This is a genomic window from Ruegeria sp. G12, assembly GCF_056533565.1.
The window spans coordinates 386,048-410,675 of record NZ_JBQFOO010000003.1 but is presented as its reverse complement, the minus strand read 5'-3'; the positions used below and the strand labels follow the sequence as shown (position 1 = coordinate 410,675).

29 protein-coding genes, 1 tRNA gene, 1 pseudogene and 1 riboswitch are annotated in these 24,628 nt (G+C 58.1%); of the genes and pseudogenes, 13 read left to right on the top strand and 18 right to left on the bottom strand.

Annotated features, from left to right (window positions below):
• Nucleotides 1-9 precede the first annotated feature (9 nt).
• The 5 genes from ACR0JN_RS09790 to ACR0JN_RS09770 all read right to left on the bottom strand — a co-directional run bounded on the left by ACR0JN_RS09790 (nucleotide 10) and on the right by ACR0JN_RS09770 (nucleotide 3,319).
• Entirely contained in the window at nucleotides 10-873 is an 864-nt protein-coding gene (locus ACR0JN_RS09790) for a polyprenyl synthetase family protein (RefSeq protein ID WP_480885350.1), read from the bottom strand.
• Complete coding sequence (locus tag ACR0JN_RS09785; RefSeq protein WP_155146860.1) at nucleotides 874-1,116, bottom strand: exodeoxyribonuclease VII small subunit; 243 nt, start codon at nucleotides 1,114-1,116, stop codon at nucleotides 874-876. It lies immediately after the preceding gene.
• Nucleotides 1,113-2,039, bottom strand: a complete 927-nt coding sequence (locus ACR0JN_RS09780) for a histone deacetylase family protein (protein WP_480885349.1) — start codon at nucleotides 2,037-2,039, stop codon at nucleotides 1,113-1,115. Before ACR0JN_RS09780 ends, ACR0JN_RS09785 begins: the two co-directional genes overlap by 4 nt.
• Before the next feature lie 69 nt (nucleotides 2,040-2,108).
• Nucleotides 2,109-2,810 carry a response regulator gene (locus ACR0JN_RS09775; RefSeq protein WP_480815569.1) on the bottom strand — a complete coding sequence of 234 codons (702 nt, stop codon included), beginning with the start codon at nucleotides 2,808-2,810 and terminating at the stop codon, nucleotides 2,109-2,111.
• The gene (locus ACR0JN_RS09770) at nucleotides 2,807-3,319 is read right to left on the bottom strand and encodes a MarR family winged helix-turn-helix transcriptional regulator (protein ID WP_480815570.1); all 513 of its coding nucleotides are present in this window, start codon (nucleotides 3,317-3,319) and stop codon (nucleotides 2,807-2,809) included. The genes ACR0JN_RS09775 and ACR0JN_RS09770 overlap by 4 nt, the downstream gene beginning before the upstream one ends.
• A 159-nt stretch (nucleotides 3,320-3,478) precedes the next feature.
• On the opposite strand from ACR0JN_RS09770, the gene ACR0JN_RS09765 reads away from it, so the two are divergent.
• The 4 genes from ACR0JN_RS09765 (at nucleotide 3,479) to ACR0JN_RS09750 (ending at nucleotide 6,415) form a co-directional block, all read left to right on the top strand.
• Complete coding sequence (locus tag ACR0JN_RS09765; RefSeq protein ID WP_480885348.1) at nucleotides 3,479-4,345, top strand: branched-chain amino acid aminotransferase; 867 nt, start codon at nucleotides 3,479-3,481, stop codon at nucleotides 4,343-4,345.
• A 125-nt stretch (nucleotides 4,346-4,470) separates the two neighbouring features.
• Nucleotides 4,471-5,421, top strand: coding sequence for an AraC family transcriptional regulator (locus ACR0JN_RS09760; RefSeq protein WP_480815572.1), 951 nt, complete (start codon nucleotides 4,471-4,473; stop codon nucleotides 5,419-5,421).
• A gap of 109 nt (nucleotides 5,422-5,530) precedes the next feature.
• Nucleotides 5,531-5,896, top strand: coding sequence for an SPW repeat domain-containing protein (locus ACR0JN_RS09755; RefSeq protein ID WP_480815573.1), 366 nt, complete (start codon nucleotides 5,531-5,533; stop codon nucleotides 5,894-5,896).
• Between the two features lie 300 nt (nucleotides 5,897-6,196).
• Nucleotides 6,197-6,415, top strand: a complete 219-nt coding sequence (locus ACR0JN_RS09750) for a hypothetical protein (protein WP_480885347.1) — start codon at nucleotides 6,197-6,199, stop codon at nucleotides 6,413-6,415.
• 4 nt (nucleotides 6,416-6,419) lie between these two features.
• Here ACR0JN_RS09750 and cobO read toward each other — a convergent pair whose 3' ends face one another.
• The 5 genes from cobO to ACR0JN_RS09725 all read right to left on the bottom strand — a co-directional run bounded on the left by cobO (nucleotide 6,420) and on the right by ACR0JN_RS09725 (nucleotide 10,383).
• Nucleotides 6,420-7,019, bottom strand: a complete 600-nt coding sequence (cobO, locus tag ACR0JN_RS09745; protein WP_480815575.1) for a cob(I)yrinic acid a,c-diamide adenosyltransferase — start codon at nucleotides 7,017-7,019, stop codon at nucleotides 6,420-6,422.
• A 57-nt stretch (nucleotides 7,020-7,076) separates the two neighbouring features.
• The gene (locus ACR0JN_RS09740; protein WP_480815576.1) at nucleotides 7,077-8,012 is read right to left on the bottom strand and encodes a DMT family transporter; all 936 of its coding nucleotides are present in this window, start codon (nucleotides 8,010-8,012) and stop codon (nucleotides 7,077-7,079) included.
• A 45-nt stretch (nucleotides 8,013-8,057) separates the two neighbouring features.
• The gene (locus tag ACR0JN_RS09735; RefSeq protein ID WP_480885346.1) at nucleotides 8,058-8,720 is read right to left on the bottom strand and encodes an HD domain-containing protein; all 663 of its coding nucleotides are present in this window, start codon (nucleotides 8,718-8,720) and stop codon (nucleotides 8,058-8,060) included.
• Nucleotides 8,704-9,804, bottom strand: a complete 1,101-nt coding sequence (gene aroC, locus ACR0JN_RS09730; RefSeq protein ID WP_480885345.1) for a chorismate synthase — start codon at nucleotides 9,802-9,804, stop codon at nucleotides 8,704-8,706. Before aroC ends, ACR0JN_RS09735 begins: the two co-directional genes overlap by 17 nt.
• Nucleotides 9,805-9,945: 141 nt before the next feature.
• Nucleotides 9,946-10,383, bottom strand: coding sequence for a 6,7-dimethyl-8-ribityllumazine synthase (locus ACR0JN_RS09725; RefSeq protein ID WP_480885344.1), 438 nt, complete (start codon nucleotides 10,381-10,383; stop codon nucleotides 9,946-9,948).
• A 68-nt stretch (nucleotides 10,384-10,451) separates the two neighbouring features.
• Nucleotides 10,452-10,602: riboswitch (FMN riboswitch) on the bottom strand.
• A gap of 52 nt (nucleotides 10,603-10,654) precedes the next feature.
• Here ACR0JN_RS09725 and ACR0JN_RS09720 point away from each other — a divergent pair.
• Together ACR0JN_RS09720 and ACR0JN_RS09715 are read left to right on the top strand one after the other, a co-directional pair.
• On the top strand, nucleotides 10,655-11,281 hold the full coding sequence (locus ACR0JN_RS09720; protein WP_480885343.1) for an FMN-binding negative transcriptional regulator: 627 nt from the start codon (nucleotides 10,655-10,657) through the stop codon (nucleotides 11,279-11,281).
• Between the two features lie 56 nt (nucleotides 11,282-11,337).
• A pseudogene (locus ACR0JN_RS09715) lies at nucleotides 11,338-11,974 on the top strand (glutathione S-transferase).
• A gap of 10 nt (nucleotides 11,975-11,984) precedes the next feature.
• Here ACR0JN_RS09715 and ACR0JN_RS09710 read toward each other — a convergent pair.
• Complete coding sequence (locus ACR0JN_RS09710) at nucleotides 11,985-12,431, bottom strand: c-type cytochrome (protein ID WP_480885342.1); 447 nt, start codon at nucleotides 12,429-12,431, stop codon at nucleotides 11,985-11,987.
• Nucleotides 12,432-12,905: 474 nt separating this feature from the next.
• On the opposite strand from ACR0JN_RS09710, the gene petA reads away from it, so the two are divergent.
• The 4 genes from petA to ACR0JN_RS09690 all read left to right on the top strand — a co-directional run bounded on the left by petA (nucleotide 12,906) and on the right by ACR0JN_RS09690 (nucleotide 16,192).
• On the top strand, nucleotides 12,906-13,490 hold the full coding sequence (petA, locus tag ACR0JN_RS09705; RefSeq protein WP_480885341.1) for a ubiquinol-cytochrome c reductase iron-sulfur subunit: 585 nt from the start codon (nucleotides 12,906-12,908) through the stop codon (nucleotides 13,488-13,490).
• Between the two features lie 11 nt (nucleotides 13,491-13,501).
• A complete protein-coding gene (gene petB, locus ACR0JN_RS09700; RefSeq protein ID WP_480815584.1) occupies nucleotides 13,502-14,833 on the top strand; it encodes a cytochrome b in 1,332 nt (443 codons plus the stop codon).
• 17 nt (nucleotides 14,834-14,850) lie between these two features.
• Nucleotides 14,851-15,636 (top strand): cytochrome c1, encoded by a 786-nt coding sequence (locus ACR0JN_RS09695; protein ID WP_480885340.1) that lies wholly within the window; start codon nucleotides 14,851-14,853, stop codon nucleotides 15,634-15,636.
• Nucleotides 15,637-15,778: 142 nt separating this feature from the next.
• Nucleotides 15,779-16,192, top strand: coding sequence for a nuclear transport factor 2 family protein (locus ACR0JN_RS09690; RefSeq protein ID WP_480885339.1), 414 nt, complete (start codon nucleotides 15,779-15,781; stop codon nucleotides 16,190-16,192).
• Between the two features lie 10 nt (nucleotides 16,193-16,202).
• Here ACR0JN_RS09690 and mtaB read toward each other — a convergent pair whose 3' ends face one another.
• Both mtaB and dapF read right to left on the bottom strand, forming a co-directional pair.
• Entirely contained in the window at nucleotides 16,203-17,459 is a 1,257-nt protein-coding gene (mtaB, locus tag ACR0JN_RS09685; RefSeq protein WP_480885338.1) for a tRNA (N(6)-L-threonylcarbamoyladenosine(37)-C(2))-methylthiotransferase MtaB, read from the bottom strand.
• Nucleotides 17,456-18,298, bottom strand: a complete 843-nt coding sequence (dapF, locus tag ACR0JN_RS09680; RefSeq protein WP_480885337.1) for a diaminopimelate epimerase — start codon at nucleotides 18,296-18,298, stop codon at nucleotides 17,456-17,458. The genes mtaB and dapF overlap by 4 nt, the downstream gene beginning before the upstream one ends.
• Before the next feature lie 211 nt (nucleotides 18,299-18,509).
• Between dapF and ACR0JN_RS09675 the strand changes: the two genes are divergently transcribed.
• Nucleotides 18,510-18,585 (top strand) — tRNA-Lys (locus tag ACR0JN_RS09675).
• Between the two features lie 95 nt (nucleotides 18,586-18,680).
• Here the strand turns inward: ACR0JN_RS09675 and ACR0JN_RS09670 are convergent.
• Nucleotides 18,681-19,247: a T4SS efffector SepA family protein gene (locus ACR0JN_RS09670; RefSeq protein WP_480885336.1), complete on the bottom strand. Its 567-nt coding sequence runs from the start codon at nucleotides 19,245-19,247 to the stop codon at nucleotides 18,681-18,683.
• A 202-nt stretch (nucleotides 19,248-19,449) separates the two neighbouring features.
• Between ACR0JN_RS09670 and ACR0JN_RS09665 the strand changes: the two genes are divergently transcribed.
• On the top strand, nucleotides 19,450-20,712 hold the full coding sequence (locus ACR0JN_RS09665; protein ID WP_480885335.1) for an HNH endonuclease: 1,263 nt from the start codon (nucleotides 19,450-19,452) through the stop codon (nucleotides 20,710-20,712).
• Here ACR0JN_RS09665 and ACR0JN_RS09660 read toward each other — a convergent pair.
• The 3 genes from ACR0JN_RS09660 to ACR0JN_RS09650 form a co-directional block, all read right to left on the bottom strand.
• A complete protein-coding gene (locus ACR0JN_RS09660) occupies nucleotides 20,705-21,835 on the bottom strand; it encodes a DNA methyltransferase (RefSeq protein ID WP_480885334.1) in 1,131 nt (376 codons plus the stop codon). The genes ACR0JN_RS09665 and ACR0JN_RS09660 overlap by 8 nt on opposite strands.
• Before the next feature lie 4 nt (nucleotides 21,836-21,839).
• Entirely contained in the window at nucleotides 21,840-23,099 is a 1,260-nt protein-coding gene (locus ACR0JN_RS09655) for a hypothetical protein (protein WP_480885333.1), read from the bottom strand.
• A gap of 401 nt (nucleotides 23,100-23,500) precedes the next feature.
• The gene (locus ACR0JN_RS09650; RefSeq protein ID WP_480885332.1) at nucleotides 23,501-23,779 is read right to left on the bottom strand and encodes a hypothetical protein; all 279 of its coding nucleotides are present in this window, start codon (nucleotides 23,777-23,779) and stop codon (nucleotides 23,501-23,503) included.
• A gap of 96 nt (nucleotides 23,780-23,875) precedes the next feature.
• On the opposite strand from ACR0JN_RS09650, the gene ACR0JN_RS09645 reads away from it, so the two are divergent.
• Nucleotides 23,876-24,358 (top strand): hypothetical protein, encoded by a 483-nt coding sequence (locus tag ACR0JN_RS09645; RefSeq protein ID WP_480885331.1) that lies wholly within the window; start codon nucleotides 23,876-23,878, stop codon nucleotides 24,356-24,358.
• A 32-nt stretch (nucleotides 24,359-24,390) separates the two neighbouring features.
• Here the strand turns inward: ACR0JN_RS09645 and ACR0JN_RS09640 are convergent, their stop codons facing one another.
• Nucleotides 24,391-24,615 carry a hypothetical protein gene (locus ACR0JN_RS09640; RefSeq protein WP_480885330.1) on the bottom strand — a complete coding sequence of 75 codons (225 nt, stop codon included), beginning with the start codon at nucleotides 24,613-24,615 and terminating at the stop codon, nucleotides 24,391-24,393.
• Nucleotides 24,616-24,628 lie beyond the last annotated feature (13 nt).

The window sequence follows — 24,628 nt, the reverse complement described above, 5'->3', positions numbered from 1 at the left end:
GTTCCTGGCTTAGCTGTCCCGGGCAATAACGAAGCGGGCGGCGTCCTTCAAGGTTTCCGCTTGCGCGCGGTACCCAGCCAGCGCATCGCAGGCCTGATCCACCAGTTCCGCAGCGCGGGCGCGGGCGGCATCAAGACCCAGCAGCGAGACGAAGGTGGCTTTGCCCGCATCGGCATCCTTTTGCAGACGTTTACCGGCCTTTTCGGCATCCCCCTCAACATCCAGAATGTCATCGGCGATCTGAAAAGCAAGGCCAAGGGTTTGGGCATATTGGCGCAAGGGCTCCGGGTCGGCCTGAGCCAGACGCGCACCCGCACAGGCGGACCATTCGATCAGAGCGCCGGTTTTCCCGGCCTGCAAGCGAGTGATTTCGGCCAGCGTCAAAGGCGCTGCCGTTTCCGCTGCAATATCCAGCGCCTGCCCCAGCACCATCCCTTGTGCACCACTGGCTTTGGCCAGTGTTAGGGTCAATTCCGCTCGGATTTCTGCATTCCCAACCTCGGGCCGGGCGCAGAGTTCAAAAGCCAGCGTCTGCAACGCATCCCCGGCCAGCACGGCAGTGCCCTGATCCCATTTCACATGCACGGTCGGACGCCCCCGGCGCAGATCGTCGTCATCCATGCAGGGTAGGTCATCATGCACCAGCGAATAGGCGTGCAGCGCCTCAATCGCCGTGGCGGGCCAGATCGCGCGGGCCGGATTGACGCCGTGCAGTCGGGCGCTTTCCAGCACCAAAAACCCGCGCAGCCGCTTGCCGCCTTCGGTGGCATAGGCCATCGCACGGGTCACATCCAGATCGTCCAGCGCGCCCAGAACCAGATCGAACTGGCCCTGAATCCGCGCCGCATCCTGCGCAAGCTTTTGGCGAAACATCTACAGCCCTTCGACAGGCGTGGTCCCGGTCGGCTGACCATTGGCGTCCAGAGTGATCGCGGCCACTTTTTCCTCGGCCCGCTTCAACTCATCTTCACAACGTTTCTTCAGCGCCGCGCCGCGTTCGTACAAAGCAATCGACTGATCCAGCGCCACGTCGCCGCGTTCCAGCTGGCCGACCACGGCCTCAAGCTCTTTCATCGCCTGTTCGAATGTCATCTGGTCAACGGGGGTGTCAGTCATCGGGCTGCCTTCATCAGTTCTTCCACATGGGCGCGGGACGCCTCGGCCAGTGCGTTCAGATCATACCCGCCTTCCAGAGTCGAGACGATACGACCCTCACACACCTCATCGGCGATCTTGCACAGCTCAGCCGTGATCCAGGCGAAATCGCCGGTGGACCAGTTGAGATTGGCCAACGGGTCGTCCTGATGGGCGTCGAACCCGGCGGAAATGATGATCAGTTCCGGCCGGAACGCCCGCAAGCGCGGAAAGGCATGGCTTTCATAGGCCGCCCGCATCTCGGCCCCGCCAGTGCCGGGGGCCAGAGGCAGATTCAGAACGGTGTCATACGCCCCGGTCTCATCCGGGCGGCCCGAGCCGGGCCACAAGGGCATCTGCTGGCTGGTGATCACCAGAGCGCGCTTTTCGTCCCAAAGCAGGTCCTGCGTGCCGTTGCCATGATGCACATCGAAATCCACCACCGCCACGCGGCTGAGCCCATGATGCTCCAGCGCGTGTTTCGCGGCCAAAGCCGCATTGCCGAACAGGCAGAATCCCATTGCCGTGTCTGTTTCAGCGTGGTGACCTGGCGGGCGCACAGCGCAGAACGCGTTCGGGGCCTCGCCCCCCAACACCAGATCGACCGCACGCACGACAGCCCCCGCCGCGCGGTAAGCGGCATCGACGGAACCGGGGGACATGAAGGTATCCCCATCAATCTGCGCAAACCCGTTCGCAGGCCGCGCGGCCTTGATATCCCGAATGTAGCTTTCCGGATGAACCCGCTGCAGATCGTCATCCGCCGCCAAAGGGGCCGTCACCCGGTTCAGGTCCAAAGACTCTAACGCATGCAGGATATGCTCCAGCCGCGCCACCCGCTCCGGGTGTCCGTCCGGCGTCACATGCCCAAGACAATCGGCATGGGTCAAAAGCGCAGTCTTCATCGGGATCCCATCTTCATCTGTCTAAAAATATCCTCGCCGAAGGCAAAAAACCGCCGCGCAGCGGCCAAATCAATCCGGCGCCAACATATAGCCCGCGCCGCGCACGGTCTGCAAATACCGAGGCTGCTTCGGGTCCTGTTCGATCTTCCGGCGCAGGCGGGTGATCTGCACGTCCACCGCCCGTTCCTGCGCCTGCCCCTTGTCGCGGCCCAGATCCTCGACCAGCTTGGCGCGGCTGATCGGCTCGCCCGGCTGGGCCGAGAAGATCTTCATCAACTGGCTTTCCGTCGCGGTCAGACGCACCGGATCCTCGCCCTGCCACATCTCTCCGCGCTCGATGTCATAGCGGATCGGCCCAAGTGTCAGGATCTTCGCCGCCGTATCCTGCGCCGGCGTTTCCGGCATCCGCCGCAGGATGGCGTTGATGCGCAGCAGCAATTCCTTGGGCTCGAATGGCTTGGCCAGATAATCATCCGCCCCGGCCTCAAGCCCGGCAATCCGATGCTCGGTCTCGCCCCGGGCGGTCAGCAGCAGGATCGGCGTGCTGTGCGTTTCCCGCAGCGCCTTGGTCAGGCTGACCCCATCCTCGCCCGGCATCATCACATCCAGAACGATCAAGTCAAAATCCAGCCCCGACAGCACCCGCCGCGCATGGGCCGCATCGCGGGCCGAGGTCACAAGAAACCCGTTCCGCATCAAAAACTTCTTGAGCAGGTCGCGAATGCGCTCGTCATCGTCGACAATCAGAAGATGGGCGTCCATATCGCTCATGAGGTGCTATCCCGCAGTTTGGTGTAGGCATGACGCATATCAGCATCCATCATCGCTTCAAGCACTTTACGAAACCCCGCCACCGCTTCGGGCCCCGCATCCTTGTACGCGGCCCGCATGCGCGAGCGCTGGGCGTCTGACAGTTTCGCCTCTAGCGCGCGGCCCTGTTCGGTCAGAAACAGGTGGCGTTCACGCTTGTCCACGGTGCCAACCCGGCTTTGTACCAGCCCGTCATCGATCAAGGTCCGAAGCACCCGGTTCAGAGACTGTTTTGTCACCCCCAGAATGGCCAGCAGATTGTTGACCGTGGTGCCGGGCGCGCGATTGATAAAGTGAATTGCCCGGTGATGGGCCCGCCCATAGGCCATTTCCGACAGAATGCGGTCCGGGTCGGCGGTGAAGCCGCGATAGGCGAAAAACATGGCCTCGATCCCTTGTCGCAATTGCTCGTCGGTCAGAAACAACAGGCTCTCGCCGCCAAATAGCGGGGCGGGGCGGATTTCGGACATATCATGCCTCATTCATTACACCGGGCCGAGTTTATGTCAGCGTTATTGACATTCCAAGGGTGGACAGGTATCGATTCTCAGTTTTTGCGCAACATTATGTCCGCTTCGGACCTAACTAGCGCAACAATCGGAAAATCAACCCGGATCAGGAGGTTTCGCATGGCTGGGTATGACGATCGTGATGGTGTCATCTGGTTGGACGGCACGCTGGTGCCCTGGCGCGAGGCCAATGTGCATATTCTGTCGCACGCAATGCACTATGCCTCATCGGTGTTCGAGGGCGAGCGCGCCTATAACGGCAAGATCTTCAAAAGCCGGGCACATTCCGAGCGTCTGATTGCCTCGGCCGAGGCGCTGGACATGCCGATGCCCTATTCGATTGACGAGATCGAGGCGGCAAAGGAAGAAGCCCTGAAAGCCAGCGGGCTGCAGGACGCCTATGTGCGTGTGCTGGTCTGGCGCGGCTCGGGTGAGGATATGGGCGTGGCCTCGGCCAAGAACCCGGTGCGCATGGCCGTCGCGGTCTGGCCCTGGGGTGCCTATTACGGTGACGCCAAGATGCAGGGGGCCAAGCTGGACATCGCCGAGTGGAAACGCCCCAGCCCCGAAACAATCCCGGTCCATGCCAAGGCGGCGGGTCTCTACATGATCTGCACCATCTCGAAGCACAAGGCCGAGGCCAAAGGATGCTCGGACGCGCTTTTCATGGACTATCGCGGCTATGTGGCCGAAGCGACCGGCGCGAATGTGTTCTTCGTCAAGGATGGTGAAGTGCATACGCCGCTGGCCGATTGCTTCCTGAACGGCATCACCCGTCAGACCGTGATCCAGATGCTGAAAGACAAGGGCATCAACGTGATTGAGCGCCATATCATGCCCGAGGAAATGGCCGATTTCGAACAATGCTGGCTGACCGGCACCGCTGCCGAGGTCACGCCCGTCGGTCAGATCGGCGACTACACCTTCGAGGTCGGCGATATCACCCGCGAGATTGCCGAAGAATATGAGGCGCTGGTCCGCGCCTGATCATTCTCAACCAACAAACGAAACCTCCGCGTTTTCGCGGGGGTTTTTTTGTGCCAAGCGTCCGCAATACCTTGCAGATCGTTCAGCCTGCTGGACGGGTGCGCGTTCGGGTGTAGATTATGGCCATGTTAGACCTTCTCAGCGATATCCTTACCCGCCTGTCCCTGCGCGGCACGTTTTACTTCCGCACGTCCTTCACGCCGCCCTTCGGCATCCAGGTTCCGGCCTTTGAAAACGTCGCCCGGTTTCACTTCGTCCAGCGCGGTGAGCTGAAGGTCTACGTCTCTAACACGGGCGAAACACTGCGTCTGAAGCAGGGCGATCTGATCCTGATCCCGCATGGCTCGGCCCATGCGCTGCTGTGCAACGAGGTCAAACCGCTGGACGCATTGCCGCTCGAGCAGGTGCTGGACGAGGCCGGGTATACCGGCGACGGCGTCCTGATCTATGGCGGCGAGGACAAAAGCCGCGATACGCAATTGATCTGCGGCCATTTCTCGTTCACAGGTCCGCCGGGGCGACAAGGCACCGGGCATATGCTGATCGACCGTTTGCCGCCCTATATCCTGATCGAGAATTACGGCGAAGAAGCCGGGGCATGGATCGAGTCCACCCTACGCATGATCGGGTCCGAGGTCAGCGGCGCGCGGATTGGCGGCGATCTGATCGCGCTGAAACTGTCCGAAGTGCTGTTCGCGCAGGCCATCCGGGCGCATCTGGAACATCAAAGCCCCAGCGAATCCGCGCTGGCCGGGTTCGCGGACCGGCGCGTATCGCGCGCCCTGACCGCCTTCCATCAGGCCCCGGCGCAGGATTGGAGCGTTGAAGGGCTGGCGCGTGAGGCCGGCATGTCCCGCACCGCCTTCGCGCAGCTTTTTGCCGAGAAGATGGGCACCACGCCAATGCAATACTTGACCGACTGGCGGATGCAGATCGCCTGTCACGGGCTGACCGAAAGCCGCTGGAATGTTGCCGATGCCGCCGCCGAGGTTGGATATGCATCCGAAGCCGCGTTTTCGCGCGTGTTCAAGAAACAGGTCGGGTTGTCCCCGGCTGCGTATCGGGCAATGCACTGATCCGACGACCAATCCGAACGATCTGCAATGTATCCCGAACGATCCGGGCTGATGCGTTCGGTGATCCTCCCCTAGCTTAGAGCCATGCCAAGCAAGGAAAGGAAGTCCCATGTCTGCCCGTTTCATCACCCGTAACATCCACGCCTATCTCGACTACCCCGTCGCCATTGCTCTGATGACGCTGCCCTTTGTGCTGGGTCTGGGCCAGTCCAACCCGCTGGCGCTGTGGCTGTCTGTTGTCACCGGTGTCGCCGCTTTTGTGCTGACGGTGCTGACCGATCATCATCTGGGGATCTGGCGGGTGCTGCCCTACAAGTTCCATCTGGCGGTGGACCTGACCGTCGGCATCGTGTTCCTGCTGGCCCCCAGCCTGCTGGGGTTCACTGGCCTGGATGCGTGGTTCTACTGGCTGAACGGCGCGGCGGTGGTGGCCGTCATCTCGCTAAGCGCGCCTGAGCAAACAGCGGCGGCGTGAGCATCCCAAAATATCAAGCTGTCGTTGTTTCGAGCCGCGCGTTGCCCACGCGCGGCTCACTTTTTTGTCTCTATACAGGGTTTGTCGGCGTTAACCGAAGCATGCAGAGCAACAGTATTCCCCACTTGAAATATCCGATAAAAATCATCAGATATATGGAAACGCCAGATGCCAGATGCCAGATCATCCAGCACTTTCTTTCGGGGCGGTCTGCTGGCTGAGCATATGGTCGTGCGAGGGCCAGCCACCGCCCCGGAAACGAAACCGGCTGAGGAAGTTACAAGATTGATGAGATCCGAGATGAGCGACTCGCTGGACGAAATCATGGCGCGGCACGATGCCGCCACGGCCTGCGGGTGCAATTGCTGCGACAATGACTACTGCGCCTATGTCGAACGGCAGAAACGTCAGGCGTTGCGGGACGCGGGGCAGGCAGGCGAAACGCTGCCCGGAAGCGCAGCGAGCCAACGCAAATCGCTGCGCTATCAGTTTGAGCATCAACAGGCGCTAAGGCCCTGAGGGGTCAAAAATCGACCCCGCGCTGGGCTTTGATCCCGGCTTGGAACGGGTGTTTTTCCTCGGTCATTTCTGTCACCAGATCCGCATAGTCCCGCAACGCTTGCGGCGCATCACGGCCCGTCAGGAAGACGCTGGTTTTGTCCGACCGCGCGTTCAGGCCGTCGATCACCTGATCAACGGATAGGTATTCATAGCGCAGGGCGATGTTGATCTCGTCCAACACCACCAGATCATACTCTCCGCTTGCCATCAGATCGCAGGCCTTGCCAAAGGCCGAGGTGGCCGCCGCAATGTCGCGTTCGCGGTCCTGTGTATCCCAGGTGAACCCTTCGCCCATTGTATGCCATGTCACCAGATCGCGTTCTTGAAAGAACCGCCGCTCGCCGGTTTTCCATTTGCCCTTGATGAACTGCACCACGGCAACCTTCTGGCCCCAGCCCAAAGCCCGGATCACCACGCCAAACGCGGCTGAGGATTTGCCTTTGCCCTTGCCGGTATTGATCAGAACCAGACCGCGCCCCGGATCGACCGCCTCGGACACTTTCTTGCGGTGCTTGGCCTGCACCTTTTGCATCTTTTCCTTGTGATCCTGCGCGTCGCTCATGGGGGCACCCTCTGTCTCTGTCCGGCCCAACCTAGGGGAAGTTGGCGAAAGGTAAAGTCACCCTTTGGGGTCCGTGACCGAGCGGGCCTTGCCGCGTTCCAGCCCCAGTTGGTGTTCGCGCCAGATCACCACCACATTGCCTGCGATCACCAGCGCGGCCCCGATCAGGATGGCCAGCGTTGGCCATTCGTCAAACCAGACATAACCGATGACAATCGCGAACAGCATGCTGGTATAATCGTAAGGCGCCAGCATCGAGGCCTGCCCGAAGCGATAGGATGAGGTCACAAGGATTTGCGCCACCCCTCCGGTCAGCCCCATCCCGACCAGAATCGCTGCCTGTTCCCACGTGGGTAGGGTCCAGCCCCAAAAGGCGGTCAGGCCCGACAGCAGCGTGCCCGTTAAGCAAAAATAAAATACGATGGCTGCCGGATGATCGACCTGAACCAGTTGCCGGATATGGATTTGCACAAAGGCCCGGGCAAAGGTGGCCGCCAGCACGCAGAGCGCGCCGAGCGTGGCGGCGACTTCGATATCGGTGCTGCCAAGGCGCGGCCAGATCATGATCAGAACGCCCAGCAGACCCAGTGCCACCGCGCCGATGCGGATCATGCGAATGCGCTCGCCCAGCATCACTGCGGCCAGAATCAGCGTGAAGATGGGGGTGGCATAGCCGATGGCGGTGACCTCGGGCAGGGGCAGCAGGCTTAGGCCGGTGAAGGTCAGGCCCATGGCGCTGGTGCCCAAAACACCGCGCCAGAAATGGCCCATGGGTTTTTTGACGACAAAGCCCTGCGCCAGTTCCCCGCGTGAAATCAGCCAGATGAGGATGACGGGAATGGCAAAGAGCGAGCGGAAGAACACCAGCTCCCCCGGCGGGAAATCCTCGGACAGCGCTTTTACCAGCGCGGCCATCGCCGTGAACAGGAACAGCGCGCCGAGTTTCAGCGTCACGGCCAGAACAGGTCGATGCGATGTTAACGATTTTGCCATCGGCGCGACCCTGCGCTTTTGCGGGGCAAAGATCAACGGCTGGGCTCAGCCAGTCACCCAGGTTTGAGGCAGCGGGCTGCCGATTTCCTCGGCGAAGTCTTCGAGAAAGCGGATCATGCGCGCGGTGCGCTGTTCGGCGATCTGTTTGCCGGTTTCGGTCAGCATGTCGCTAGGCAGGCCAAGCAGCTTGACCTTCCAGTGGTCGAGCGAGAAATGCAGATCGTCCAGAGGCCGGCTTCGAGCGAACGGGTCCGCCGCGTCATACAGCGTGCGCCCCAAAGCGCCGGAGACCGAGAAATTGCGCGCGATGCCGATGGCCCCCAGCGCATCCAGCCGGTCGGCATCGCGCAGGATGCGGGCCTCAGCCGTTTCGGGCGTGATATTGGCCGAAAAGCTGTGCGCCTCGATCGCGTGGCGGATAGCTTGGATCTGGTCGGAGTTATACCCCAGATCGCACAGAATAGGCTCTGATTTCTCTGCCGACTTGCGGGACGCCAGATGCCGGTCGGGATCGTCCTTGGGCAGGTTTACCAGATCGTGCAGATAGCTTGCGGCCAGCAGCACCGGCATATCAGTCCGGTCATCCGCGATGGCCTGCGCGTTGACCCAGACCCGGTCCAGATGGGCCAGATCATGGGCGGGGTCCGTCTCCATCCGCTGCGCGACGATGCCGCGCAACCGGCTGCGCAGATCAGCCGATCCGTCCACGGTTCTCTCCGATCTGGCCGCGATGCAGCAGCAGGTGGTCGAGGATCACGCAGGCCATCATCGCCTCACCCACCGGCACGGCGCGGATACCGACGCAGGGGTCGTGGCGGCCTTTGGTGATGATTTCGGTTTCTTCACCCGACTTGGTGATGGTCTTGCGGGTGGTCAGGATCGACGAGGTCGGTTTGACCGCAAAGCGCACGACAACGTCCTGCCCGGTCGAGATACCACCCAGAATGCCGCCCGCATGGTTCGAACTGTATTGCGGGCCGTTCTGGCCCATGAAAATCTCATCAGCGTTGGCCTCGCCGGTCAGTTCGGCGGCGGCCATGCCCTCGCCGATCTCGACGCCTTTGACGGCGTTGATCGACATCATCGCGGCGGCTAGATCAGTGTCTAACTTGGCGTAAACCGGTGCACCCAGCCCTGCGGGGACGCCACGCGCCACAACCTCGACCACCGCGCCGACCGAGTTGCCGGATTTACGCAGGTCATCCAGATAGGTGGCCCAGCCCTCGGCAGCTTGCGCATCGGGGGTCCAGAACGGGTTTTGTTCGATCTGCGACCAGTCGAAATTGTTGCGGTCGATCTTGTGGGGGCCGATCTGGGTCATATAACCAGTGATCTGCACATTGGGTGCGATCTGCTTGATCGCCTCGCGCGCCAAGCCTCCGGCGGCGACGCGGGATGCAGTTTCGCGCGCCGAGCTACGCCCGCCACCGCGATAGTCGCGGATGCCGTATTTCTGCCAGTAGGTGATATCGGCATGGCCCGGACGGAACTTGTCTTTGATATCGCCGTAGTCTTTCGAGCGTTGATCGGTGTTCTCGATCATCAACTGGACCGGGGTGCCAGTTGTTTGGCCCTCGAACACGCCGGACATGATCTTGACCTGATCTGGCTCACGCCGCTGGGTGGTGAACTTGTTTTGCCCCGGTTTGCGCTTGTCTAACCAGTGCTGGATCATCGCCTCGTCGATGGCGACGCCCGGCGGGCAACCGTCCACCGTTGCGCCCAAGGCGGGGCCGTGGCTTTCACCCCAGGTGGTGACGCGGAAGAGGTGTCCAAAGCTATTCATCGACATGGGGCGTGCTCCTTTGCCGGTTGTGCTTAGCGGGGAGTTCCTGTGGCCTCAAGCGGATTTGCAGGTGGAGAGCGGGGGCGGGGGCGCTGCCCCCGTCGCGCAGGCGCGACTCCCCCGAGGTATTTTCGAACAGAAGAAGGATCAGGCCGCTTTCAGGGCCTGACGGGTTTTTGTGATTGCAAGGGCGGCCTGTGCGGCTTCGCGGCCTTTTTGCACGAAGTGGTCGCGGTAGATGGCGTTGTGGTGGTCGGTTTCATGATATTGGTGCGGGGTCAGCGAGACGGACAGGACTGGCACGCCTGTGTCCATTCCGGCGCGCATCAGTCCATCGACCACGGCTTGGGCCACGAAATCGTGCCGGTAGATGCCGCCATCCACCACGAAGGCGGCGCAGGCCACCGCTTCGTAGCGCCCGGTTTGGGCCAGATCGCGGGCCAGCAGGGGCATCTCGAACGCGCCGGGGACGTCGAAGATATCGATTTGCTCGGCGGGGATGAGCTGCTGGAACCCGTCCAGCGCGCGGTCGACGATATCGGCATGCCAGTTGGCTTTGATGAAAGCGTAGCGGGTGTGTGTCATTTGGACCTCCTGAGTTACAGACACGTCACCCAAGGCGATCACGAGCAGCCGCGCCTGAGGGGCACGCTGCACGTTCTCTTTCATCCGGACTGTAACCGTCGGCTCTGGCCTCTAACCAGATCTGCTTGTCACCCCGGATGATCCGGGGCCGCTCGCGGGCTTACGGGTCATGGCCCGCATACCGCCGGTGGGGAATTTCGCCCCGCCCTGAGAACGCGGTGACCTTGCCAAGCTGCGGGCGGTTCTGCAAGAGAAACGTAGGAGGATCGCCATGCACCCCAACCCCGCCTTCCGTGCCGAAGACCGCGCGCGCCACATTGCTTTTGCCCGTGACCGCGCCTTTGGGGTTCTGGCACTGTCGGCCCCAGAAGCTCCGGCGTTGAGCCATGTGCCTTTTCTGCTGGAGGAGGATGGTGCTACGGCGGACCTGCACCTTGTGCGCTCGAACCCCATTGTTCGGATGTTGCAGCAGCCTTGCCGCGCGACCATCGCCGTTTCCGGGCCCGACGGGTATGTGTCACCGGACTGGTATGAGGTCGAGGATCAGGTGCCCACATGGAACTATGTTGCCGTGCATCTGATCGGGCAGCTTGAGAGGTTGCCGCAGGAAGCACTGCTGGATGTGCTGGATCGGCAGTCTGCGTTCTATGAGGCTAGGTTGCTGCCCAAACCCCCATGGACGACCGGGAAGATGTCTGACGATGCGTTGCCGAGGATGATGCGCATGATCGTGCCTTGCCGTCTGCGGGTGGATGATATTCAGGGGACCTGGAAGCTAAATCAGAACAAGCCCGGCCCGGTTCGGATGCGTGCGGCGGAACGGATCGCAGATGGGATCGGGGCTGAACTTGATACGCTCGGAGATTTGATGCGAGCGCCGGGTTCGTCAGACAACTGACGGGTTTTGTTTTGCCCCGGCTGCTGTCATGGTCCCGATAACCAAGGAGACCGGATATGAAGCTTTATCACAGCCCGACCTCGCCCTATGTCCGCAAAGTTATGGTTTTGCTGCACGAAACGGATCAGTTGCAGGATGTCGAACTGCAGACCGTGGCCAGCACACCCGTGTCACCGGCGGAGCCGCTGATCAGCAAAGCTCCGCTGACCAAAGTTCCGGCGCTGGAGCGGCCCGATGGGCCAACCCTGTTCGACAGCCGGGTGATCTGTGCCTTTCTGGATGCGCGAGCGCAGGCTGGCCTGTATCCCGACGGGCCGGGGCGCTGGCCTGTATCCCGACGGGCCGGGGCGCTGGGATGTGCTGACGTTGGAGGCGCTGGCCGATGGCATTCTGGATGCCGCCCTGCTGATGACCTATGAAGACCGGTTGCGGCCCGCAGACAAGCAGTGGGACGAGTGGGTTGAGGCGCAGTGGGTCAAGATCGAACGGGCCTGTGCCGCTTTGAACCAGCGCTGGATGGCGCATTTGTCCGGCACGTTGGATATGGGGCAGGTGGCGGTCGGCTGTGCGCTGGGTTACGTTGACTTCCGCCACGATGCGCGGGGCTGGCGCAAGGGCAACGACGCCCTTGCCGCATGGTATGCAGAGTTCGGCGAGCGGCCCAGCATGGTGGCAACGCGCCCGCCCGCGTGATCAACGCCGCTTAAGGCGCAGTGAACGTGGCCAGATAGGCGGCGATATCGTCTGCGCCTTTCTTTAGCTTGACGCTCATGTTCGGGCGGGCGGTTTCGTCATCCAGAAACGCCTTGATGAAGCCGATCGGGTCTTTGGAATAGGTGGCTATGTTCTCTTCGGTCCAGATCAGGCCTTGGTCACCTGCGCGGATCATGTCGTCGGTGAACATGCCGATGGGCAGGCGTTCGCTGCCATAACGGTAGTCGTTTTCGGTCCCGGCGACACGGCCCACAACACCATAGAGATTCGGGCCGGTGATTCCGCCTTTCACCAGCACCTCGCCATCTTTGATGATCGCGTGGCAGGACGAGCAGCGGTTATACAGTTTTTCACCTTTTGCAGGATCACCGGCGGCGATGGCTTGGGTGGACAATGCGGTCAGCAAAAGCATGGCGGCCAAAGGGGTCTTGAACATCGGGGTCTCCGGGCTGGCATTCGTGCATTCGGGGATTTCCGGCATTCGCGTATAAAGTGCAACCGAAAACGTGCGCTCGCCTGTCGTGTGAAAAAATCTATTTTCCGGTAATGATTTATGGACGAACAAAGCCGCGTTGGCCGGGTGCATATTACAAGATTGCGCATCAATCGGGTCGGTTTGGCTGCTGTGCACACCGTCCTGTTGACGGCGCTCTGCCCCCTTTGGGCTGTGCCGGGGTTCGGGACCGAATCAAGCCAGCCCGATCCTGGGAAAGCGCCAAAACTTGCGGCGCGGAATCATCAAAAAAGCCCCTGACCTTGTGACATTATACGCAGATGCGGCGTATTGCGCGTTTATGACCGCTAGACGAATTCTATTCTCCCCGATAGTAAGCGCGGTTAAGACACCGCATTCGTGCGGTGCGCGAGCTATTTGCCCGTCCGCGGGCGCCAGAGAATCGGAGATAACCTCGTGTCCCACGCAGAAGACCACGAAGGCACCCGCAGAGATTTCCTGTACTACGTCGCTGGCGGCGCAGGTGTCGTTGCGACGGGGGCAGCCGTATGGCCCCTGGTGAATCAAATGAACCCCTCGGCGGATGTGCAGGCGCTGTCCTCGATTCGCGTGGACGTGAGCGGGGTCGAGCCGGGCACGCAGCTGACCGTGAAATGGCTGGGTAAGCCAGTGTTCATTCGTCACCGCACCGGTGCCGAGATTCAGGAAGCCAAGGATCAGGACGCAGAAGGCGTGGACGCCCTGCCGGACCCGCTGGCCCGCAACCTCAACCTGAGCGCTGATGCGCCCGCGACCGACGCCAACCGCGTGATGCCCTCGCCCGAAGGCGAAGCGCCGGGTGCTTGGATCGTTCAGATGGGTGTGTGTACGCACCTTGGCTGTGTGCCGCTGGGCGATGCTGGCGATTTTGGCGGTTGGTTCTGCCCCTGCCACGGCTCGCACTATGACCTTGCCGGTCGTATCCGCAAAGGCCCCGCGCCTGAAAACCTGCCTGTCCCGCCCGCTGAGTGGGTCGACAACAGCACCATCAAACTCGGCTAAGGGAGAGCCTGATGTCCGGAATTCCCCACGATCATTACGAGCCGAAGACAAATGGCGAAAAGTGGCTGAACAGCCGCCTGCCGATTGTCGGCCTTCTGTATGACACCCTCATGATCCCAACGCCAAAGAACCTGAACTGGTGGTGGATCTGGGGCATCGTTCTGGCGTTCTGCCTGGCGCTGCAAATCGTCACCGGTATCGTTCTGGTGATGCACTACACCCCGCATGTCGATCTGGCCTTTGCCAGCATCGAACACATCATGCGCAACGTGAACGGCGGCTATATGCTGCGCTATCTGCACATGAACGGCGCATCGCTGTTCTTTGTTGCGGTTTACATCCACATCTTCCGCGGCCTGTTCTATGGCTCGTACAAAGCCCCGCGTGAAATCACGTGGATCATCGGGATGCTGATTTACCTGATGATGATGGGCACCGCTTTCATGGGCTACGTTCTGCCTTGGGGTCAGATGTCCTTCTGGGGTGCGACCGTGATCACCGGCCTGTTCGGCGCGATCCCCTTCGTTGGCGACGCGATCCAGACCTGGCTGCTGGGCGGACCGGCGGTGGACAATGCCACGCTGAACCGCTTCTTCTCGCTGCACTACCTGCTGCCGTTCGTGATTGCGGCGCTGGTGATCGTGCATATCTGGGCCTTCCACACCACCGGCAACAACAACCCGACAGGTGTTGAAGTGCGCCGTGGCTCGAAAGCCGAGGCGGAGAAAGACACGCTGCCCTTCTGGCCGTACTTCGTGATCAAGGACCTGTTCGCGCTGGCGGTCATTCTGGTCGTGTTCTGGGCCATCGTCGGCTACATGCCGAACTATCTGGGCCACCCCGATAACTATATCGAGGCCAACCCGCTGGTCACGCCTGCGCACATCGTGCCCGAATGGTACTTCCTGCCGTTCTACGCGATCCTGCGCGCCTTCACCGGTGAGGTCTGGGTGGTGCAATTCGCCAGCTTCATCACCGGCGGCATCATCGACGCCAAGTTCTTTGGTGTGATCGCGATGTTCGGTGCGATCCTGGCCATGGCTCTGGCGCCCTGGCTGGACACATCCAGCGTGCGGTCGGGCAAGTACCGCCCGATGTTCAAATGGTGGTTCTACCTGCTGATCATCGACTTCTTTGCCCTGATGTGGCTGGGGGCGATGCCTGCGGAAGAGCCTTATGCGACCTTCTCGCTGATCGCGTCGGCCTACTGGTTCGCCTATTTCTTCGTGATCCTGCCGATCCTGGGTGTCATCGAAAAGCCCGAGCTTCCGCCGGAAACCATCGAAGAAGACTTCAACGCGCATTATGGCAAGGCAAACGCCGACGCCACGCCGGCCGAGTAAGAAGAGGGACCGGAAACATGTTCAAGAAACTTGCAATCGGTGCCGCGTTTGCCCTGGCCTTTACCCCTGCTGCGTCCTTCGCGGCAGGTGGCGGCGAGCAGCACATCGAAGACTTCGCCTTCTCGTTCGAAGGGCCTTTTGGCACCTGGGACGAGCATCAGCTGCAGCGTGGCCTTCAGGTCTATACCGAGGTCTGCGCAGCCTGCCACGGCCTGCAATATGTCCCCCTGCGTGATCTTGAGGCGCTGGGCTATTCCGAAGAAGAAGTCATCGCCTATGCGGCGGCCAATTTCGAAGTGTTCGACCCCGAGCTGGACGATTTCCGCCCGGCCATCCCGACCGACCACTTCCCGGCCAATACCGGCGTCGGCGCACCGGATCTGAGCCTGATGGCCAAGGCCCGCGCGGGCTTCCACGGGCCCTACGGTCTGGGCATCAACCAGCTGGTCAAGGGCATGGGTGGCGCGGAATACATCGCCTCGCTGTTGGACGGCTATACCGGTGAAGAAAAAACCGAAGCGGGTGCGACGCTGTACGAAAACAAAGCCTTCCCCGGCGGCTGGATTTCGATGGCTCCGCCGCTGTCGGATGATCAGGTCGAATTCGCCGATGGCCACGCGGCGACGGTTGAAGAGATGTCGAAAGACGTTTCCGCTTTCCTGATGTGGGCCGCCGAGCCCAAGATGATGGATCGCAAGAATGCAGGCTTTGTCGGTGTTCTGTTCCTGACCGTTCTGTCGGTGCTGCTGTACCTGGTCAACAAGCGCCTGTGGGCGCCTGTCAAAGGCAAGAAATCGGCCTGACGACGCGGTACACAACAAAACGCAAAAGCCCGGCCACTAGCGCCGGGCTTTTTTTGTCTGCACCGATCGGTGCTATAGTACCCTCAGCCCGCCCACCTGTGGTCGGGCCGTTTTGAACAAGTACATTTCAGGAGGGGGAATTATGAGCGTTCAATCGAATGCGGACAAACTGCGCGAAGCCTATGCCAAATGGAACGACAGCAAGGGCGCGGATTTGACGATGTGGGACCAGTATACAACCGAAGATCTGTGCATGTGCTCGTTGGGCGAGGGGGATTACGGTCTGGACTTCAGTTGCCGCCGACAGGGCCGCGCGCAGATGCACGCCTATTTGAAAGACCTGACCGATGCGTTCGAAATGCAGCACTGGACCCTGATGGAAACGGTCGAGCAAGGCGACCGGGTGGTTGGAATCGGAACCACGGCCTGGACCCACAAAACCACCGGAAAACTGGCCGAGACACGCGTGGTCGTCATTTGTCGCTTCCGGGATGGTCTGGTCTGCGAATACGAAGAGTTATACGACACCGCCGCCGTCGCCGCTGCTGTCAGCTAAGACCCGATGGTTAAGCGAGCAACTGCCCGTTGGCGTGGCCCGAGACCTCGGCTCGCACGATCCGCCCTTCGGTCTGAGGGGCCGTGAAACGCACCTCGGTAAATTGTTCGGTGCGGCCCATATGCGGGTTTTCCATAAGGATATGATGGGTTTTGCCGATCTGGGCGGACAGGTGTTTTCTTACCTGCGCCTCACCAGCAGCGCGCAAGCGGGCGGCGCGGTCTTTTATGATGGTCCCGTTGACCTGCTGCGGGATACGCGCGGCGGGCGTGCCGTTGCGCTTGGAATAAGGGAACACGTGCAGCCAGGTCAGGTCGCAATCGGTGACCAGCTTCAGCGAGTTCTGGAAATGCGCCTCGGTCTCGGTCGGAAAGCCCGCGATGATATCCGCGCCAAAGGTCATGTCGGGGCGCAGCTTGCGCGCCTCTTCGGTAAAGCGGATCGCGTCGTCGCGCAGATGGCGGCGTTTCATGCGTTTCAGGATCAGGTCATCGCCATGTTGCAGCGACAGGTGCAGATGAGGCATCAGGCGCGGCTCGGTCGCGATGGCCTGCATCAGGTTTTCATCCACCTCGATGGAGTCGATGGAACTGATCCGCAGGCGCGGCAGGTCCGGCACCAGCTTGAGGATGCGCATCACCAGATCGCCAAGCTTGGGCTGAGCGGGCAGGTCCGCGCCCCATGAGGTCAGGTCAACGCCGGTCAGCACAACCTCATTGTAGCCCCGGTCCACCAGCCGCTTGATCTGATCCACCACGACGCCCGCCGGAACGCTGCGCGAGTTACCACGGCCATAGGGGATGATGCAGAAGGTGCAACGGTGATCACAGCCGTTCTGGACCTGCACATAAGCGCGCGAGCGGGTGCCGAAGCCGTCGATCAGGTGGCCGGCGGTTTCGGTCACGGACATGATGTCGTCAACCTGTACGGCCTCGGTCTGGCCAATAAAATCGGCGGCCATGCCCCGCCACGTCTCGGGGCGCATCTTCTCGGTGTTGCCGATGACCGCGTCGACCTCGTCCATTCGGGCAAAGGTGTCGGGTTCGGTCTGGGCGGCGCAACCGGTGACGATCAGGCGCGCATCGGGGTTTTCGCGGCGCAGCTTGCGGATCTCCTGCCTCGCCTTGCGGACAGCCTCGGCCGTGACGGCGCAGGTATTGACCACCACCGCATTGCTGAGCCCGGCCTGCTGCGACAGCTCTTTCATCGCCTCGGTCTCATAGGCGTTCAGGCGGCAGCCCAGCGTGGTAAACTTGGGCGGGTTCATCCCAGCGACTCCAGAAATCCGGGCGTCAGCGTGCCAGAAAACACATGCGCCGTGGGCCCCGTCATCCAGACACCATCGTCGCGCCAGTCAATCCAGATCGTGCCACCATCCAGTTCGATCTGTACCTTGCGCCCGGTCAAACCGCGCCGGGCGGCGGCCACAGCGGTCGCGCAGGACGACGAGCCGGATGCCAGAGTGATCCCCACGCCGCGCTCCCAAACCCGCATGCGGATATGATCCGCGCCGATCATCTGCGCGACCTGCACATTGGTCCGTTCCGGATAAAGCGGATGGTACTCATACCGCGCGCCGAACTCGGCCAGAGGGATCGCCTCGGCATCCTCGACGAAAAACGTACAATGCGGGTTGCCCATGCCGGTCGCGGTTGGGCCGCCTTCGATCGGCAGTTCCAGCGTATCGACCTCTTCTGCCAGCGGAATCTCGCGCCAATCGGTCTGCGGCTGCCCCATATTGACCGAGGTCAGCCCCTCGCCCGCATCGCGCGCATAAAGCGTACCGCGTTCGGTGGTCAGGGTCAGGTCGGATTTACCGGTCTCATCCATCAGAAACCGCGCGATGCAACGCGTGGCATTGCCGCAAGCAGCCGAGGTCGATCCGTCCGCGTTATAAAACACAAGATGCGCATCCGATTCGCCGTTTTCGATCACCGCAAGCTGGTCGAACCCGACCCCGAACTGCCGGTGGCCGATTCCCTTCGCTAAGGCGGGCGTAACCCCAACAGGCTGCGCGCGCGCATCCACAATGACAAAGTCATTGCCCAGCCCGTGCATCTTCATGAAGGGCAAACCAGAGTTCGGTATTCGTTGCATGGCGGGCATATAACGCTGCCGTTTGAATGAATCCACCCTGTAGCGCAGATTCCGGAAAAAAGGTCTTGACCCCCCCGCGCCACCTGCCTAATTAGGCCGCCTATCGGGACGCCGGGTACAAGCTGATGACCGGCGAAACGAGGTGCAAAATAAGGTCTTGAACCTGATCGGGAAAATGCCTTAGACAGCGCCACGGATCGACAAGATCCATCAAAAGAGTGGGCCGTTAGCTCAGTTGGTAGAGCAACTGACTTTTAATCAGTGGGTCGCAGGTTCGAATCCTGCACGGCTCACCACTTTAACCGATTGATCGGAAACGAAAAACCGCCGAGCGATAGCTTGGCGGTTTTCGGTTTTTTCAAACGTTTTTCAAACGCAGCGGAATCTCGGCTTACATTCCGGCGCGAATAATGCCCACACGACCGGGATGCTGGGCTTTCTCATTTTCCCGCCATTGGAACTCGACCTCAACCGGAATTTGGTGCTTGTCTGCCAAGCGGCTTACCTCTCTCCAAGCATCCTGTGCAGATTGACCTTGGACCGAGATTCCGAGTTCAGGATAGAACCGATAGCCTTCTTCCTCATAGGCCATTGGCTTTGTAGGAATTTGCAGTTCGGTGGTCAGCCGCTCCGCAACGAAGCCTTTTGCCTTAACTTGCTTGGCTATTTCGATCAGCAAACCGGCCCAATTCGGCTTACCGAGTGAGTTCCCTTCCATGTTGGCTGACAGAATTCGCGTGAAGGTTAGGCCAGGCGTCCGTTCAAAAACTGTCGCCTCACTCTCGCTTGAAACGACATCGGTCTCCTCTTCGCTCACGTCGCGCTCAAGATCGAGCGCATCCATCTTTTCGCGAACCAGACTCTCTATCGTCTTTGACGGCGTGTCCGTACCAAGCCAAGTCGAAATGGACTTGAGGTCGACGAAGGTTCCGTCGCTGATTCTGATTACGGGCATCATGGCGGTCTCCAAATTGCTGATCTAGGAAATATGTAACATACCTCAGGAGACAGTCAAGACAATATGTTACATATTTCGTGTTTCTTGATTAGATGCCCTCAGAGGCCAGAGAACGCGTTTCCTCGACACCTTCAAGGTTAGATAAGGGTGACTTCGCCGCCTGGGGCTGGTATCTGTTTTCAAAAGAAAAATAGAGCAGAAAATGCGTCGATTAGCCAAACAAGACCGAGAAGACAAATACGCCAGTCAGCGGGACTATCAGACGATTGTAGAAGCCGCAACTTCGCGGATCAGTTTCGATTCTGGTGATTCAATTTTGATTGCTGAGGCGCTCTTGGAAAGAGATGAACCGTCGGAAATCTCTGGATTTGGGTGTTTTATAAAACCTGAACGAGCAGCGACAGTCATTGTCACGATTGAGACCGCAACTGGAAGTTTAGAATTCTCGAGGGCGCTGAACGGAAGTTGGTCGCGACTAGGAGCGGCATTCAACACTCCCGACGACGGAGAAGTTCGAGTGACGATGAATTTTGACCCACAGCTACAATTCGTTGATGTCTGGGGGTTCTCCGTTGCCGAGATCGACGTTTTGTCTTTCGTCGACCCAGACCAAGATCCGATTGCGCAACTCAACCAAGACCACCTTGTCCCCGAAACACTTTATCTCGAACATTCAGAAGAGTTCGAAGCCGCGCTTATTGGTTGTTCGGTTGATCAAGGTCGCGGCTCTAAGATTCATTTGAAGAAGTGTTCGTATTGTGCACGTCAACTGCCTTTGGACCCAAAACGTCCCAGCCTGTTGAGCTTCCATAAACACAACGCGAAAGTAAGTGGGCATCAGAACGAGTGCCGAGCATGCAAGAAATGGCGGATAAACGATTCCTTCAATCCAACCAGAACGGTTGATCAGCTGAACGAAAGCTCGATCATCACTAGAGAACGTAAGCTACTCTTGCGGGAACCAGAGGTGCTTCAGCGGATAAAAGAGCGTGAGGGACGCGGCCTAAAAAGCATAGTTTGGGAGAAATTTGGACAAAAATGCTTCTACTGTGACAAGCCGTTAAAGCTAAAAGAGGTGCAACTAGATCATACTCGACCATTGGCATACCTTTGGCCAATAGATGAGCACGCAACTTGTCTTTGCGCGGAACACAATAACCACAAGAAGGACCTATTTCCGGTCGATTTCTATAGTGAAGCGCAGATTGAAAGACTATCAGAGATCACTGGGCTTTCAGTGGATCAGCTTTCCGAAAAATCAGTTTGCCAAGAGCAACTAAACAACATTCTAGAGAACCTAGAATCCTTTGCAATGGAAGTCGATCCAAGGTCTTTCAATGCAATAGCGCGAAAAGTTGGCGAGCTAACTGACGTTGACTTGTTTCAGAGACTGGAAAGCGTTGCGCCCGACGTAGCTAACGCGATCAGATCCGCATTGGAAGATCGACCAGAACCCGTCATTTAGGTCGGCTCTCAAACACCACAAGTAGGTGGGAGTTTGTCGTACCTTTGTCGGCAATTCCATGCTTTTCAATATGCTCAACATCTTCCGTTATGGTGTCGATGTAATTGAATCGTTCTTCACCGATACTCCTGAGCGTATTCGCCATGTCGTATGACTTCGAGCCGCCTACATGCAGAACCAACGGCCTTTGCGCGCCCAGTACGGTGTCACAAACATCAAAAAATTCTCGATACACATCGAAGGATTTCCGCTGCTGGTACTCGAGAAATTTCTGGTTCTCAGTATGGAAACTTTGTGCGGTCCATCCGCAAAACCACATTCTAAGCCAATTTGGTCTATCAAAACGCATTCCAGGAAACGGAGGCGAACAGATGATTGCGTCCACTTCCTGATCAATCAGCTTAGGTAGACTCCTAAAATCTTCATTCCAAGATTGCGACGCGTCAGAAGGAAGTTCGCGAATTACTGGCTCCAGTCGCTCCAAACGCCGCTTAAGCCTCTCAATCAGTCCGCGATACTCGTAGTCACCTGTCGGACTAAATGGAGTTATTGGATGAGAGTTGCGTGAAAGCGCATAGGGTCTGTTGCCATGAAGAATGTGCAAGATGTTCGCGACCAAGAAGGCATCTGCCAAGCTTGTTACTTTCGTTGCCCACCTCTTCGCCTTTAGGACCTCAATCAGTGTATCTGGGTGATAATAGTCTCTGACGCTTGCATTCAATCCGAAGTCGGCAGCAACAAAATCCTCATCTGTAAGATCAATTGAGTCCAGAGATTCTTCAAGCTTGGCTACTGCGGCACTTATGTCGTCGAACTTCGGGGTCATAACCTTCGCTGTTGCCACTGTCGAGGCAAATGGGCTCAGGTCACAAGTCAAACCAACGCGGCCGGAAAGCTTGGCTTCAAATGCGATCGTACCGACGCCACCAAGAGGATCTAAAACAACGTCACCTTCACTGGAGAAACTTCGAACAAGCCAGTGTGCCATTGCTGGTTTGAACTTCCCCTGATAGGAGCAAAGCGAATGTAGGTCGTTGCCCCACGATCGACGCGAGTATGGGATCTTAGTATGGGGCAAACGCGCAGAATAGTTCGACGCGATTTCCAGTAAGTTGCTCGGCATTGGCTCACGCTCTAACGAATGTGAGTTCGACCTGTTTCAATGGCGTTTTGTCTTTCGACAATCGTCTAGCCAGCGTTTTCTGTTCCACCAACCTTAACCCAGCGTCTTCAGCCACATTGACCAAAAGATTATCTGTTTCAACATTTACTCCGTAGAATCTCGAATCCCCAATGTCCAAGACCATTTTTCCTTCGTCGGTCAGGTACTCGCTGCAGTTCGACAATATCGACTTCATATCAGAGAAGTATCCACGAACCATTGCAGGAATCCGTTTGTCAGGACTCACCTCATCCAACTTACAGGCAACTGACTCAACTTCCGAAAACTCATGCTCCAGAATGCGGTTCTTTTGAACATTGTTTATTCCACACACCATGCAGACTTGATTGATTTTTGAAAGTTCCTTCTCGGAAGAAATAAAGTCCAATAGCCAGAGCTCTAATTTAGTGTTGCGGATATAGTTGGTGCCATTGAGATAAGGCGGCGATGTGAGAATGAGACTTACCTCAGACTTCAAGGAGTCGTCCAAATGCCTTGCATCCTCAGAAACAAACCGTGTTCTTTCCCTTAGGTCGCTCTGCGTCGATAGATCCGAAATGATTTGGTTTATTTTCTCTGAGAACGCCCTGCGGACGTCAACGACGCGGCTAAGATACTCACCTTCGCGCCGCCTTCTAAGGTCAGCGCGGCGGGTCATATGGGAACAAGCTACTGTAATGGAAGCTAGTCCCAATCGCATAAAATCCACTGCCAAAGAGCTGTATTTTGACTGCTCAATACGGAACTTAAGCGCCAGCAGTTCTCTGAGATCATTCACTGCAAAAAAGTCTCGACCACTGAAGGCAAGTTCGTATTCTTGCAATGACAATTTCAATTTTTCAGAATTGAAATCTTCGGAATAGGACCATTTGACGACATCGCTGAGTTGGTCGTTTATTTCATCCTTTACCTTGTAGGAATCGATAACACCGTTCACTTTTGTCTTGGCAATGAATTGCATTAGAGGGTTCGCTTCAGAGAAGGCGCTTCGTCTCCCACGCCGGGAAGCCAAGACGTTTACAGTGCCGCTACCGCCAAATGGATCATACACAATTCCAGCGCATGGCGCATTGTCCAGTAGGTTCTCTATATATTCGGACGCGAACCCTTCAACATACGGGTACCACCGGTGTATGGGTAGCTTCTTGCTATCCCTGAAAGTTACCCCCAAAGTCGGGTTCTGTTTACTGCCCGATGCTCGATCGAGGACTTCGGTACTGCTCATAGACGCTGGTTTTCCCTGTTTTTCTTGATTGTTTTACACTTTGTAACGTCATCTGCACGGGTGTGACAATCAAAAAAAGTTCACTTTTTGTTCTTGTTCGCTTTGATTTTCGGGCTTTGCAACGAACATTTGCTATTATCCAATGCCTTATGTCTTGGCCGCCGCACTCAAATCTCATGGTTAATGGGCCCAGACGACTGCACCTATCTCGGGTGTCCGGAAGTATTGTTCAAATAGCAGCGGGCGACCTGAAGGTCGCCCGTCGCGATTTCAAAGGTCGGGCGCGGTCCACCACCGGCCTTCCATAAAGATGTAGGTACGCCCCAAATACCGCAGTCGAACATGGCAGCTACTGTCAAGACCGCGGCTGATCAGACGCAGCCGTTCTCGCACGCGCGGGCTCATGACGTCCCCTCTCGGTCGAGATAAATCTCACGAAGTGCCGCTTCGTGCCTGACGCGTGGCCGAAGTTCGTCGACGAGTTTTTCAGCAAGAAACATACCGTCGCGATCATCAGATATCACAGCGTGAGCAAGGCGTAGCGCTAAGCGCTTGGTCACCTTGCGATGGCAGTGGTGGGCGATTTCGTGTTCCAAAACCGTTTTAAGGTTTTGGACTTTTGCCGGAAGGTTACCTGCCAGAGTAACAGGATGAAAACGGCTTTGAGATTGATGTTTCATTTGGGTTTTCCCCTATGATGAAGTTACAGGATTGCCCGCAATTGCGATGCATCCTGAGAATTTCAGAACGTGAACCAAAATGCTGGAGCGGCAGACATGGGCAAAAACTCCAAGATTTTTGATGAGATTTCAGAAGCGGCAGAGCTTGAACCCGGCGACGCAAAGAAGGCATGGCGCTTGCTGTCAAAGAGCATTGGTGACAGCGAATTACCTACGTGGGTCAAGGACTATGTTCGTAGATCGGCTGCAGTTGTCGCCGAGTTCAACCTAGAAGACGGGGATCAATCCAAACTTGCGCAGATGCTTGGGTTTTATCGTGAGAAAAACGTTCGACCCGGAGGCAACTATGATCTCGACGACATCTTTGAATGGTTCACGGATCGAATGATGGCCGACCTGAAGATAGGCAAAAAGATCAACGTCTCACGCACAGCCCGTGAATATCGCGAGGAAAAACGACTTTTCAACAGTTCGCCCAATGGCATCCGAAAAGCCTATGAAAAGGCGCGCAACCGGCATGCAAAACAAAGGCAAGCAGATGCCGAACTTGAACGTTTGCTCTCTGAAAGAAGCCGCTGAGGCGCGCTCGTGTTGCACGACAGGATACGGGCCTATCTCATACTTTGGTGAACCTTGCCGACGCCTTCGATGTAGTGAAACGCATCATAGCGCTCTGGTGGATACTCACGTTCAAAGACTTCGATCTGGCGCTCTGTGGGGTATCCAATCCACTGAACCGAAAGCTCGGTGCGTTCGACAGGATCACCCGTCGTTGCGTTTGGGTTTGGTTCAGGAGTTTTGACTACTTGAACGTCGTAAGTCGCTTGTTTGGCCATGTCGTTTCCTTTC